Source organism: Rhizobium sp. RAF56 (assembly GCF_052113965.1).
Classification (GTDB): Bacteria; Pseudomonadota; Alphaproteobacteria; order Rhizobiales; family Rhizobiaceae; genus Rhizobium.
The window spans coordinates 1-12282 of the sequence record NZ_JBFRDU010000070.1; the positions used below are offsets into that span (position 1 = coordinate 1).

14 protein-coding genes and 2 pseudogenes are annotated in these 12282 nt (G+C 55.2%); 7 read left to right on the top strand and 9 right to left on the bottom strand.

What is annotated here, in order from left to right; translation table 11 throughout:
- The 3 genes from AB4048_RS27865 to AB4048_RS27875 all read right to left on the bottom strand — a co-directional run.
- Nucleotides 1–815, bottom strand: an 815-nt coding sequence (locus AB4048_RS27865; RefSeq protein ID WP_442205207.1) for a Wzz/FepE/Etk N-terminal domain-containing protein, incomplete at its 3' end; no start/stop codon positions are given.
- Nucleotides 808–2310: a hypothetical protein gene (locus AB4048_RS27870; RefSeq protein WP_442205208.1), complete on the bottom strand. Its 1503-nt coding sequence runs from the start codon at nucleotides 2308–2310 to the stop codon at nucleotides 808–810. The genes AB4048_RS27870 and AB4048_RS27865, both read right to left, overlap by 8 nt.
- 56 nt (nucleotides 2311–2366) lie before the next feature.
- Nucleotides 2367–3113, bottom strand: a complete 747-nt coding sequence (locus tag AB4048_RS27875; protein WP_442205209.1) for a sugar transferase — start codon at nucleotides 3111–3113, stop codon at nucleotides 2367–2369.
- A gap of 750 nt (nucleotides 3114–3863) precedes the next feature.
- On the opposite strand from AB4048_RS27875, the gene AB4048_RS27880 reads away from it, so the two are divergent.
- Nucleotides 3864–5288: a sensor histidine kinase gene (locus tag AB4048_RS27880; RefSeq protein WP_442205219.1), complete on the top strand. Its 1425-nt coding sequence runs from the start codon at nucleotides 3864–3866 to the stop codon at nucleotides 5286–5288.
- Complete coding sequence (locus tag AB4048_RS27885; RefSeq protein ID WP_442205210.1) at nucleotides 5285–5920, top strand: response regulator; 636 nt, start codon at nucleotides 5285–5287, stop codon at nucleotides 5918–5920. The genes AB4048_RS27880 and AB4048_RS27885 overlap by 4 nt, the downstream gene beginning before the upstream one ends.
- Before the next feature lie 109 nt (nucleotides 5921–6029).
- Here AB4048_RS27885 and AB4048_RS27890 read toward each other — a convergent pair whose 3' ends face one another.
- Both AB4048_RS27890 and AB4048_RS27895 read right to left on the bottom strand, forming a co-directional pair.
- Complete coding sequence (locus AB4048_RS27890; RefSeq protein WP_442205211.1) at nucleotides 6030–6359, bottom strand: hypothetical protein; 330 nt, start codon at nucleotides 6357–6359, stop codon at nucleotides 6030–6032.
- 279 nt (nucleotides 6360–6638) lie between these two features.
- On the bottom strand, nucleotides 6639–7223 hold the full coding sequence (locus AB4048_RS27895) for a methyltransferase family protein (RefSeq protein ID WP_442205212.1): 585 nt from the start codon (nucleotides 7221–7223) through the stop codon (nucleotides 6639–6641).
- Nucleotides 7224–7698: 475 nt separating this feature from the next.
- On the opposite strand from AB4048_RS27895, the gene AB4048_RS27900 reads away from it, so the two are divergent.
- The 3 genes from AB4048_RS27900 to AB4048_RS27910 all read left to right on the top strand — a co-directional run bounded on the left by AB4048_RS27900 (nucleotide 7699) and on the right by AB4048_RS27910 (nucleotide 8897).
- Nucleotides 7699–8157: a VOC family protein gene (locus AB4048_RS27900; protein ID WP_442205213.1), complete on the top strand. Its 459-nt coding sequence runs from the start codon at nucleotides 7699–7701 to the stop codon at nucleotides 8155–8157.
- A 62-nt stretch (nucleotides 8158–8219) separates the two neighbouring features.
- Nucleotides 8220–8552 carry a DUF2934 domain-containing protein gene (locus AB4048_RS27905; RefSeq protein ID WP_442205220.1) on the top strand — a complete coding sequence of 111 codons (333 nt, stop codon included), beginning with the start codon at nucleotides 8220–8222 and terminating at the stop codon, nucleotides 8550–8552.
- A gap of 216 nt (nucleotides 8553–8768) precedes the next feature.
- Entirely contained in the window at nucleotides 8769–8897 is a 129-nt protein-coding gene (locus tag AB4048_RS27910) for a hypothetical protein (protein ID WP_442205214.1), read from the top strand.
- Between the two features lie 106 nt (nucleotides 8898–9003).
- On the opposite strand, the pseudogene AB4048_RS27915 reads toward AB4048_RS27910, so the two are convergent.
- A pseudogene (locus AB4048_RS27915) lies at nucleotides 9004–9174 on the bottom strand (DUF6894 family protein); the annotation flags it as partial.
- 641 nt (nucleotides 9175–9815) lie between these two features.
- Nucleotides 9816–10157 (bottom strand): ArsR/SmtB family transcription factor, encoded by a 342-nt coding sequence (locus AB4048_RS27920; protein ID WP_442205215.1) that lies wholly within the window; start codon nucleotides 10155–10157, stop codon nucleotides 9816–9818.
- A gap of 51 nt (nucleotides 10158–10208) precedes the next feature.
- Here AB4048_RS27920 and AB4048_RS27925 point away from each other — a divergent pair, with 51 nt between their 5' ends.
- Nucleotides 10209–10667, top strand: coding sequence for an SRPBCC family protein (locus AB4048_RS27925; protein WP_442205216.1), 459 nt, complete (start codon nucleotides 10209–10211; stop codon nucleotides 10665–10667).
- A gap of 2 nt (nucleotides 10668–10669) precedes the next feature.
- Here AB4048_RS27925 and AB4048_RS27930 read toward each other — a convergent pair whose 3' ends face one another.
- Both AB4048_RS27930 and AB4048_RS27935 read right to left on the bottom strand, forming a co-directional pair.
- On the bottom strand, nucleotides 10670–11068 hold the full coding sequence (locus AB4048_RS27930) for a response regulator (RefSeq protein WP_442205217.1): 399 nt from the start codon (nucleotides 11066–11068) through the stop codon (nucleotides 10670–10672).
- Nucleotides 11069–11218: 150 nt separating this feature from the next.
- Nucleotides 11219–11587, bottom strand: a complete 369-nt coding sequence (locus AB4048_RS27935; RefSeq protein WP_442205218.1) for a response regulator — start codon at nucleotides 11585–11587, stop codon at nucleotides 11219–11221.
- Between the two features lie 251 nt (nucleotides 11588–11838).
- Here AB4048_RS27935 and AB4048_RS27940 point away from each other — a divergent pair.
- Nucleotides 11839–12282, top strand: a pseudogene (locus AB4048_RS27940) (IS110 family transposase); the annotation flags it as partial.

The following is a 12282-nucleotide window of genomic DNA, read 5'->3' on the forward strand; positions in this document are numbered from 1 at the left end:
GAAAGGTTCAGAAGATATGTCTCATAGAGACGGCGTGCGGTGTCCGCCGCACTCTTCAGCTCGGCCAGTTTGAATTTATCGCCGGGATCACCCGCTGCCTGGAATTGCGTCGCAGCCCGATCGGCCACGAGGACATCGGCTTTCAGGTGCGCAACTCGTTCGGCGAGCCAGTCACTCGAACGTTGCGCGGATTGCGATCTCGTCGCGATATCGTGGCTGATGAAATGCTGCGCCACGGAATTGGCAATCGCTGCGGCCATCTGAGGATCAGTCGAGCCGGCCGAGACCTCCATCACGGTGGACTGACCGACCCTGCGGACCCAGAGCTGGCGTCTGAGTTCCACCACCAGCTCGTTCTCAGCCGCATCCTCGCTCACGGCTGCCTGCCCATCGCTGCTCTTGCTGGACGACAGCATGGCGAGCAGCGAATGCAATACCTCGCTGATCGAAAAGCCACCGGAGGTGAATTCCGGATTGGAGGCAAGCCCAAGATCCGTCACCACGCCCCGCAGAACCTCGCCGGACTTAATGATTTCCATCTGGCTTTCGATGATCATCTCGTCTGCGGCTGTTGGCTGGTCGTTCGACGCGCCAACCTTCTGCGCTGAGATCATCAGTTGCGCGCTTGCCAAGAACGTCGGCGGCGTAATGAGGATGTACAGGAGCGCCAGGCAACCGAAGACGGCGGCGGAGCCGAGGATCGTCAACGCGTTGGAATAGAGCACCCGGAATAGCGCTTTAATATCGAGCGGCCGCTCATGGGCCGCCGTTGTCGAGATCTGCTGGTAGCTGATGGGTCGAAGAGGATTATACACGGCCATCACCATCATTGAATGGTCTGTACTCAGCCTGCGACGCGTCGGCCAACCACATCGGCGAACCGGATTGCAGATCGAAAAGCGGGAAAGGCTTCGAAAGCGTGATTTGCGCTGGGGCATGCAGCGGGCCAAGGCCATAGGCTGCGGCAAGGCCGGCCGTGATCGCAAAGAGCGGACCGAGATCGACCGCGCTTGCGGAAATCGTAGCCGCCGTGATCTGAGCAAGGCAAGACAACAAGGCCGCCAACCCGACAACGCCCTCGACCCCATTGCTATGCTTCCGCTTCGCTGCAGAGCGAATGAGGCTGTACACAAAAATGACAAACAGGATCGTGCCCGGCACGCCAACATTGGCGAGCAAAGCAACGATGAAGCTTGATGCCCTGATGCTGCCGAGCCCGGCCCCCATGCCGTTAGTATCGCCGAAGGCGCCGAGCGCCTGCGCGTTCCAGCGCATGCGTTCTTCGCCGGATTGCGACTCGAGTTTTGTCGTCAATGTCGCGTGAGCGAGGTCGCTTATGCTTTCCCATACCGACGGGATCAACATCAAAGCCATGATGACCAGCGGCAGGGCAAAGACGCACGCGACGGCATAGGTGAGGTGGCGGGATGTGCCCTTGCCTCGCAGAATTCGCACGACACAGAAGCCAAGCACCATAAGCGCGGTGATCGCGCTCGCCACGTAAGCGGTCGTTGATGTGCAGAGAACGATCGCAATGCCGAGCGCGAATGCAACAGGGGTTAAAAAGGGGACTGGAAAAGACTCAAGGCCGAGCATCAACACGAACGTAAACAGTGCAAGCGCGAAGTATCCGAAAGTACCCGCCTCCGGGAACGAACCGACGATGCGCTTGAACCCCTGGATCTCGCCGTCGTTCAACATGCGATAGTTGGCGTTGCGGATGACGGAAAGAAGGTCGGCGGTGTTCGTCTGGTAGGTGACGACATCGGCAATCGCGAAGAATATGCAGATCGCGCCGGCAAGGGTAAGCGCCCTCGCCATGACGGCAGCGCCCCCGAGGCGACCGTAAGCAGCGATAATCGCAAAGCAAGCTAGGCTGCCGAGCAAATAAGCCGATTGTGTAAGATTACTGGTGCCAGGCGAAAGCGGTGTGCTCACAATACCGCGAATCTGGTCGTTGCGAGCAAGCGAATAGACGAGTGTCGCCCCTTCAAAAATTCTGGGCAGAAAAATCGCCGTCAGGACAGAATAGAACGTGAAAAGCATGAACCAAAAACCTGGACCGGGATAACTCAGACAGGATAACGAGACGGCCAAGGTGTTCGGGCGTAGCAGTACCGCGAGAACCAAAAAAACCAGCATGAAGTGCACTGGTTGAATGCTCGATCCTCCAAGAGCTGGAAGAAGCAGGGCCGCGGCAGCCCCGAGGAGAGTAGTGAAGCAGAGCACATACGCGCCTGCCCCTAAGCCGGCCACAACCACGTAGAAGCCTGCGACTGCGAGAAAGATGCCTATCGGTTCAATACTCATATGCGCGCCTATAAGCTGCGTCGGATTTGTTGCGGCATGGCAAGGCCCGTGCCCCGTCAACATGAACCGCGCTGCGAAAACAGGGCGGGAACCGTGCGCAGCATGATGGATATGTCTCTGAGCAGTGACCACGTTCTGCAGTATTCCGCGTCCATCAGGACCCGTTGCTCATATGAAACGTCATTTCGACCGCTGACCTGCCAGGCGCCGGTCAAGCCGGGGCGGGCGGAGAGATAGTAGGCCGCATCGCGGCCGTAGCGTGCCATCTCGTCGGTCGTAACGGGACGTGGCCCAACGAGGCTCATGTCGCCCCTCAGCACATTGATCAGTTGCGGTAGCTCATCAATGCTGGAACGCCTGAGCGAGCCACCGATGGCCGTGATACGCGGGTCGCTCGACAGCTTCTGTTTTGACTTCCACTCCTCTGCAGCCGTTGGATTCGCCTCCAGATATTGCATGAGATGAATGTCGGATCGCACCCGCATCGTTCGGAACTTCAGGCACGAAAACGTCTTCCCGCCGAGCCCGACGCGCTCGTGCTTGAAGAAGATCGGTCCTCTGTCGCAAAGCTTGATGGCGACGGCGACGATGGCAAAAATCGGGATTGCCCAGACGAGCGCCACCGAAGCCAGCACAATATCGACAACTCTCTTATACGCCCCGCCTAGCGCATATACTCTAGATATGGATGCTTCGTCTGAAACTGCCGCGTCAGAATTGCCTTTTAATAAGTATTCTTTCTGAAGAATCCTGGCCATGCAAAAACCTCTTGCTGCAGAGACGCTGATGATTCGATGCGTCAAGATAGCTCGATTCCATAAGTCTTGTCTGTGACCGAGGTCATAATGAGTTATTAACCTTATATATACTTAAGATATACTTTGCGATTAGTCGCCGCAGTCCGCGCGACGTACTGTAACGTCTCGGAAAATACGCACGCAGGGCGAACGATGTCCCCGATAAATTGTCCTTGTCAGCTCACTCGACTAAGTCGGGAGCAGCGCAGGGATTAGAGGCTTCGGGAACCGAGGAGTAGCCATAGCGCTAAGGTGAATATCGCGGCGCACGCCAAGAAAATGCGCGGGCTTTTGCGAGCCGTGACTTTCTCCCGCTCAGGAGCGGCGGCCGGTTCGTCCTCTGGATCTATGTCCAAAGTATCCTCGTGGTCACCGCGTAGTGTCGATGAAACCTGTCCATAGCGTCTTCCTTTGCGTTACTGAGATCCTGGATCCTGGGATGCTCGCAACGCGCACTCTTCAAACGCAGAGCCTCACAAGGGTTTCCGCGAACCTTACGCGCACGTCACTTCCCCTTTTCAAAGTCCTCAAAAGCCAGTTTTTCGAGAGGTAGTGCGTCGATCTAGACTATCGATAACTATTGGACCATTGCCTCGAATAGTCAGACTTTGGTCCGATCGGCCGACCTCAGCGACTAAATGCGGCTTCAGGCCTTCGCGTGTCTTCAAGTCTCTGAAATGGCTAGATCACGCGTCAATATTGACGAAAGACAAAATCGCGATAGCTGTCAGTCATCAACGCTATCCAAAGGTTGTCATGATGAGGAGTTTACGACCTTCCTCGTCCTCGAAACTATTCTTCAGCAGATGGGGCTCTCAATCGCTTGCCAAAAAATTCCTTCTGCTGGGAAGTGTTGTTTCGATAGTAGTAATGGTGGTGGTCGGCGCTGTGGTCACTAGCCTCATTGAGGACGCAGTGACGCGAAATTCTGCTGCAGCAACGGCGTTGTACGTAGACAGCGTGATCGCGCCGCTTCTTCCCGACATGCAAACGAACGATGTGCTGGACGATACTGTCACTCGCGCCATGGACGAAACTTTGGGCGAGGGAGCTTTAGCATCCCGGCTGCTGTCCTTTCGCCTTTGGCGCGGTGATGGCACGATACTGTACTCAAATGACCGAAATACAATTGGGAAGCGCTTCGCGGTAAATGACAATCTTAAGGTTGCATTTGGTGGAAGCATGATAGCGGAATTCGACAAGCTCGATGATGCAGAGGATCAAAAAGAAAAGGCAAGCGGCAAGCCACTTCTCGAGATTTACAATCCAATTTTGCAGCCTTGGTCAGGCAAGGTTGTGGCGGTGGCCGAATTCTATGAGATTGCCGATGGTTTTCAAACGAGTCTGCAGCAAGCGAGGACCAGAAGCTGGTTGGCTGTCGCAGGCTCGACCCTAGTCTTCTTTCTGGCACTTTCGGTTATCGTCATGCAGGGCAGTTCCACCATCGAAAGTCAAGGCTCCGCTCTCCAGCAACGTGTCGAGGAACTTTCAAAGCTTCTGCAGCAAAACGAAGCACTGCGGGCCCGTCTCCAGCATGCGTCCCAAAGGGCGGCAGAGACGAACGAGCAGTTTCTTAGGCGGTTGGGTGCGGATCTCCACGATGGCCCAGCGCAATTGATTGCGCTTGCCTCATTGCGGATAGATAGTGAAATTCTCACGAGCCCAGGCACCCGCATCGACAAGCGGGAACAAGAGATAGTCTCCATCAAGTTAAGTCTTGAGGAGGCCATGCGCGAGATCAGGAACATCTGCAGGGGCCTTATCTTGCCGCAGATTGAAACTTCATCCCTCAGCGAAGTTCTCGATAGGGCCGTCCTTGCTCACGAGCAACGAACCGGGACCGTCGTAGGCCTGACAAATCTGTCGCAACCACTGACGTTGGCACAATCCGCGAAGATTTGCGTTTACCGTTTCGTTCAGGAAGCGCTGAACAATGCCTTCCGTCATGGTGGGGGCGTAGGGCAGCGGGTCGTAGCCTTCGCAAGAGACGCGAAACTTGTGATCGAAGTAAGCGACAAGGGCGACGGTTTTGATCCCGAGAGCTTGCCCACCACGAGTCTTGGGCTTGCAGGACTGAAGGAGCGGGTTGAGAGCCTCGGCGGCGAGTTCGAAATCGCTACATCGCGGGAAGGCACAACCGTTAGGATGTCCCTCTACACGTCGGAACTGGAGACGACATGATCGGAGAAATCAAGATAGCCGTAGTTGACGACCATCCGCTTTTTCGGGAAGGCGTTACTAGAAGCCTTGCAGAAATGAAAGGATTCACGATTGTAGCAGAAGGAGGAAGTTGCGAAGATGCGATCAGTATCGCAGAAACGCTTGAGCCTGATATCCTTCTGATGGACATCTCGATGCCAGGAGGCGGGCTCGAAGCCCTGCAGGAAATACTTCAACGCGACCCTGACCGGAAGATCGTTATTCTCACTGTATCTGAGATGAGTGATGACGTGACACGAGCCCTTGACTACGGCGCGATGGGATATGCCTTGAAGGGCGTCGGATCGCGAACGCTCGGAGAGATTATACGCACTGTCTCATCGGGTCAGACCTACGTCGCCCCGACGCTAAGCGCCCGATTAATATCAACAGTGGTAAGCTCGCCGAAGCACGCCAGGTTAAGAAAACTAACAGTTCGGGAGCGAGGCGTTCTCGAATACGTCGCACAAGGGTTGAGCAACAAGCACATCGCCATAAAACTCGATCTTCAGGAGAAAACCGTGAAGCATCACATGACGCAAATATTGGCGAAGCTTGAGGTGTCAAATAGAACGGAAGCGGCACTCGCGATGCGCGATGCGGAGCATATCTAGTGTAGGAAGCCCCTGAGCCTATTTTCATCTGATTGAGATGCCCGCCTATTGATGATCGTTCGGCCTTTGGAATCCTTCATTACATAACGGCCGTTTTGGATGGCTTCGCTCAATCCGTCGGCATGGTGGACATCAAGAGATGGATTGTTATTGGACGGTGTTTGTTGGCCTCCTCCCGAGGTAGTTCCAGCTCCTCTTTCAGAGCCTTTTTCTCCAGAACTGGGGCTAGTTGTTCCATTGGATTTGGAGCTTTGGCCCTTTCCAGAATTGCTACTGGCACCACCATTCCCATTCCCATTCCCATTCCCATTCCCATTCCCATTCCCGCCCGAGTTCCCATTCCCCGAACCGGCGCCCCCTCCGTTACCATTTCCCCCACCATTGCCGTTGTTGCCGCTGTTCTTTGCCTCTGCGGTGTCGGGTTTGAGTTGGACAGCATGCCCCCTCCGTGCGACGCGATAGGGAGCTAAGGCGAAGACTGCTAAGCAAGTTAAGAACGTTCTTCTTGAAAGCATTGATCGTCCAAAGGAGATTTCTGGTTCGGTTGATCATTCATACGCTTCAGATTAACAAGACGCGCTGGGTTTTGTCGTTCAGACCGTTGTCTACACTTTCGATGGTCGGACGAGGTACTAGATCGACCGCCCCGAACGACCCCGCGATCTATTTACGCCATCGAAGCGGTCGAGCATAGGGCGAAGCTCGACACTATTGCGGGTTAGCCACCGGCGTATCTCAAGAAAGGCACAAGCGAGGGCGTGGATGCTCGGTAGTCTCCATAGGCCGGACCGAAGGTCTCGGCCATCCAACGCTCCTCGATCTGCACGCGACGAAGAAAAGAAAACAACACCAGACCGACAGCCAGGATAGCCGCAGTATCGCCGGCTGCAATTGCGGAACCGATGATCGCCAGCAGCAGCCCGCTGTAGATCGGGTGGCGCACCTGATGATAGGGACCGGTCCGAATAAGTTCATGTCCCTCCTTGATCGTGATAACGCCGCTCCAATTGCGGCCCAGGCGGTAACGCGCCCAGATCGCAAAGCCGAGCCCGAGGACAACCGCCATCGCGCCGATCGCATAGATAACCAGGCTTTCCGGCAGAAGACGCATCGTCAGGAAGCGCGGCCACAGGCCAGGCCCAGCCAGCAGCGCTGCGGCTAGCCATAGGGGAACGGTATTCGAGAGACGGGAAAACGGCTCTTCCTGACGCGCCGATTTTTTAACCGCACGAGCTGCCACAAACCAGATTGCCGCCCAGATGAGCCAGCAAAGCGGAACAAACACGGTCAGTAAAGATTGCATTCAACCTCCCCAAGAAGAGCGCCGATACCCCACGTATATAAGTCCGCTTCCCGAAGTGCCAAAGAAGTCTCAATGAGATTTCTTTGAAGAAGCTCGAGAGACCTATGGCGGGAGATCGATCTTGGCCAACTCATTCCCGCTGTGAATAGGCTAACGTGCCGCATTGATCCGCAAGCTGTCGGGCGTCTTACAGCGGACCTTCTAGAGTCCGGTCAAAAGGAGCACGAGATCGCGCCGTCTGAGCTCCGTGGCAAGGAGTCAGTGGATTTGCCGGCGGACGGCGGGTGAGGGTAGTGGTAGGATAGCCTGCTCGAGTGAATGGCCTACGCACTTTCGGGGCTGCAGCATTGGGGCAGAAGGCGTTTTTGCTGGCTTGGCTTGAGGGAACCTTCGTTCTTGAGAGCTGTTCCTATTCAGGCCCGGTGCTTGCCGGACTGAAACATCAAATATAACCCAATATAGGTGAGAGTTGGTGATGGCTAGCCTGAAACCTCGGATCGTCGGCATCAATCACATTGCACTTGAGGTCGGCGATATCGAGGAAGCGCTCCACTTTTATGGCCACATATTTTCCTTTGAACTTCGTGGCACGCACGAGGGGAAGAATGGCCGACCAGACATGGCGTTCATCGACATGGGGGATCAGTTCCTTGCACTTACGAAAGGAAGACATCAACCGCCAGATCGTGACCGGCATTTCGGCCTGGTAGTCGATGATCGCAGTCGTATCCGTGAACTGGCATTGCAAGCCGGCGCAAAGTTCATCGAAGGACCGTTTCTGGATTTCCTGGATCCTTGGGGAAACCGAATTGAGGTCTTGGAGTACAGCGAGTTGCAGTTCACCAAAGCCCCCGGCGTCTTGCAAGGGATGGGCCTGCGCCTCGACAAAAGCGACGCCGCACTAAAGGAACTTCGAGACAAGGGCTTGGTTTGATTGTCATTCAGTTGCTGTTTTTTGCGAGATTGCTTGTTGATCTTTGGATTTCGGAGAAGGCTATGGCCCTAGATAAACACGAACAGATCCGCCGCCGGGCATATGAGATATGGGAAAACGAGGGGCGCCCAGACGGCTTTGCGCTGCGCCATTGGCAGCAAGCATCCGATGAGCTGGGCGACGATCAGGAGCACGAAACCCTTCAGGACCTTATCGATGAAGACGACCGAGATGACGCTGCGCTCTTGCAGGGCGCTGGAGAAAGTGGCGCTCTTGATGCGCCGCGACTTGCCAATGCAAACCGGGACAACCCCTCAGAGGTTGTCGCGGAGGTCGATATAACGACTGGCAAGCGACCCGCAAAGCGGCAGATCAAGAGGACGGAAGGGTCTTGAAGTAGTGTTGGCTGCACCCGGATGGACGCGGGGAGGGCAGGGCATTCGTGCGTGCGCGTTTATGGGTCCATCATGGCGAGCGGCGGCAACATCGCCGTGACTAGATTATTCGTGGCTAAACCCATCCGAAATTCATGAGACCTGCAAGAGGATCAAGAGCGGGTAGCTACTGTAGTCTCGCCATAACAGAGCGGAAGGGCATCGCGCGAGGCGATCATGGCGGCTCAACGATACAAAATAGAGGCGAATGCGGATCACACCTGGAACGTGATCGACATGCAACTCGACGCGGTTGCGGAGATGTACGGCGAGTTTCTCAACCGGATTTCCCAAGGAACTAGCTGAGGAACTGGTGTTTCTCCTTAACGCCGAGGAAACACGACGATCGGCAAGACCGAGGGTAACGCCTCAATCTTGCTAGGAAGACCTGCCTTCCTATTCGTGTCAAAAGCTAGACCACGCGCTTGACCGCTTCTGAAAAGGGAAGCGAAAACAAGACTTCGCCCGCTTCGTTACGAATTTCAATGCTTCTGGAGGCGATGTCGTGTCCTATCCGGACCGCGTCGCTCATCAGCGACCGCGCATCTTCGATGGCCGCAAGCCGAGCCGCCTCGAGGTCGGGAAGATCTGTGCCCTACCAATCTTCTAGCAATTCCGCCTCAATGCGAATGTCGAAGTGAAAGCGCGGCATTGGAACCTAAGAACGTTTAAGCGGGGCGCCCATCCGCTCGCACATTTTGCTCCTCGGTCTTTGCGAATGCAACAATCCCGAACAACACGAAGAGCTACTTAGGCACGTTGCAACTGTGCGCTTTCCGACAGTTAGAATTCGGATCTTGTCATTCACGGATTTGCCGTTTTCAATAGAGTTGGAAGTTTGACAGCTCGGAGCGCGGCGGCAGCGCCATGTCCGTTGCTCGCTGCACTGCCTGATTGTACGGAGGAGGAGAGATGCTACAATCTCTGTTGGCTTTGTCCGATCAAGACGTAACCCTTGTCGTCGACCCACGCCAACGCCGGCACCAGGCACGCCAGCACCTCCGCCGGCGCAGCCGAGTGGCAATTCCCAGCCTTAGGACCAACTGTTGGCCAATTAGGGACTTCTCACGGGCCCGGTGGCGATGATCTGCTCGCCGCCGGAAGGCATCGCTGTCAGCGAATGCTTTTGAGGAAGGTGTCATGTACTCGTATGACGCCGGAGGCGTGGAAGATTGCGCCGAAACACGCACCTATCGCGTTGTCGTCTTGCGGTGTCGCGCTGCGTTATGCGTTAGCTTCACTTCCTTGCTCTAGCTCCTGTTTCAAGCGACTCAGCATTAAGGTCGCATATGCTGCATACGGTCCGATCCAACGTTGATGGATAGCGTGGATAGGTAGGGCGTCGAGGTGGTTCCAGCGTTCACGACCCCGTTTCTCGCCAACCACCAAGCCAGCTTCTTCAAGAACATTTAGATGTTGCATGACTGTGCAGCGATCAAATTCGGGCAGAAGTTCGCATAGCCTGCCTGTGGTGCGGGGCTCTGACCGCAATAGATCAAGGATTTTGCGACGGGAGCGGTGGCTTAATGCTTTGAAAATAAGATCATTTTCGTCTTCGATTGACATGTTATAAATCTATAACCTATTGTGGCTCACGTCAAGCTAGGAGGAAATGCTATGGCCTATGAATTTCAAGTGTCCGGGCGGATCAGCAAACCGGTAGGCGAGGTGTTCGAAGCCGTAGTGAGCCCCGAGAAACTGAGCGGCTACTTCACGACGGGTGGTGCAAAAGGGCGGTTGGAACGGGGGGCAACCGTCACTTGGGACTTCCATGATTTTCCTGGGGCTTTTCCGGTGCATGTTGTGGATGTCGAGAGCAACAAACGCATCGTGTTGCGGTGGGCGGCGGCCCCGGATGACGATCCTGCGGGGAGTTACGAGACAACCGTGACGATGACCTTCGAGGCATTGGAGGACGGTCGAACCTTAGTGACGATCGGTGAGAGCGGCTTCCGTGAGAGTTCGGCGGCGCAAAAAGCTTCCTACGGGAACTGCGAAGGTTGGACGGGTATGCTATGCGCGCTGAAGGTTTACCTCGAGTATGGCATCAATCTACGCAACGGGTTTTATAAGTAAGATCAACGGCGGGGGTCACCGGCCTCACGATTTGGCCAAGATGTGGAGGAGACCGCTTCAAATAGGCGCTCCAGGACCTCAACGAGAATCTGCTCGTCATATGGCTTTGAAAGTACCGGCCGCCCAACATAGCGTGGGTCGAGTTCGTCTTTGCCATAGCCTGTCGAAATGACAAACGGCTTCCCGAGTTCAACCAAGAGATCGGCGAGGGGGCCAGACATTTCCCCGGCAAGGTTAAGATCGAGAATGGCGATGTCGAAATCCGTAGCGGTTGCCATTTCCACGGCTTCATCCAATCGAGAAGCGATGCCCACTACCTGATGACCGAGGTCTTTCAGCATCGATTCCAACTCGACGGCTAATATCATCTCGTCTTCGATGATCAGGGTATTGAGGATCACGGGATACCCGCCTGGGTGGGTTAGATGGCATTCAATTTAATGGTGCGTGCGATCATGGCAGTAGATAATTTCTGAGTCCACGACCAAATTGTGTCCCTGGCTTGCAGACTCCGCGCCCCCGAATACGAATATCATCACCAAATCGTCGATCTAGGCGCAAACCAATTCCCTGATGGAAGCAATGACATTGTCGGGGTTGTAGGGCTTGGGCAGGAAAGCGCCGTCGACGGGCAACATCCCGCCTTCAGGTATTCTGTGGCCTGAGGTTACGACAATCTTGATAGGAGGCCATCGGTCTCGCACAAAAGCCGCTAGCAGCAAACCATCCATAGTGCCCGGCATATCGATATCGGTGAAAAGCGCGTGAATGCGCGGCGTTTTCTCGATTGTTGCGATGGCTTCGGCTGCGTTGGACGCTTCTAAAACCTCAAAGCCTTCGTCTTCAAGTGCCGCGACAATAGACATCCGCAATAGCGCTTCATCCTCGACGACGAGCACGGCGATGCGATCTTCTGGCACGGGCTGTCTCGATTACTTCTGGAGTATGCGAGCCCGCAATTGAGCTAACACTGGCATTTGTACGGTAGTGTACAAAACTAGGTCACCCCAAGCTTTTTGCGAGTCAAATCGTTGGAGACGCAATCAATTGTGTTTCGGCGTGCAATTTTGACCCCCTTGTGGAGTGAATTTTGGACACGATGACGTAATTGCTCGCCTTCGTTCTTCGAATGACGCTCAATATTTGAGCCCCATTTTCGAAGGAGACCCCCATGAAACACTATGTTGGCCTGGACGTATCGCAACGAAAACAGCCGTTTGTGTCGTGGACGAGACCGGAAGACCGATCTTCGAAGGCAGGGCCAAGTCGAATCCCGGAGCCCTGGCGGAGCTGATCCAGAGGAAAGCGCCGTTTGCGGAACGCATTGGCTTTGAAACGGGAGCTATGTCGAGCTGGCTGTGGCATGAACTCAAGCGTATGGACTTTCCTGTCGTCTGCATCGACGCACGGCATGCGAAAGCCGCATTATCGGTGCGCATGAACAAGAGCGACGAGAATGATGCCCCTGGCTTGGCGGAGTTGGTTCGCATCGGTTGGTACCGAGAGGTGAAGGTAAAGAGTGCCGAGAGCCAGCAGGCTCGCTCCCTGCTCGTAACGCGCTCGCGCCTGGTCGAAATAAGACGGGCGATAGAAAACCAGATCCGAGCGATGGTGA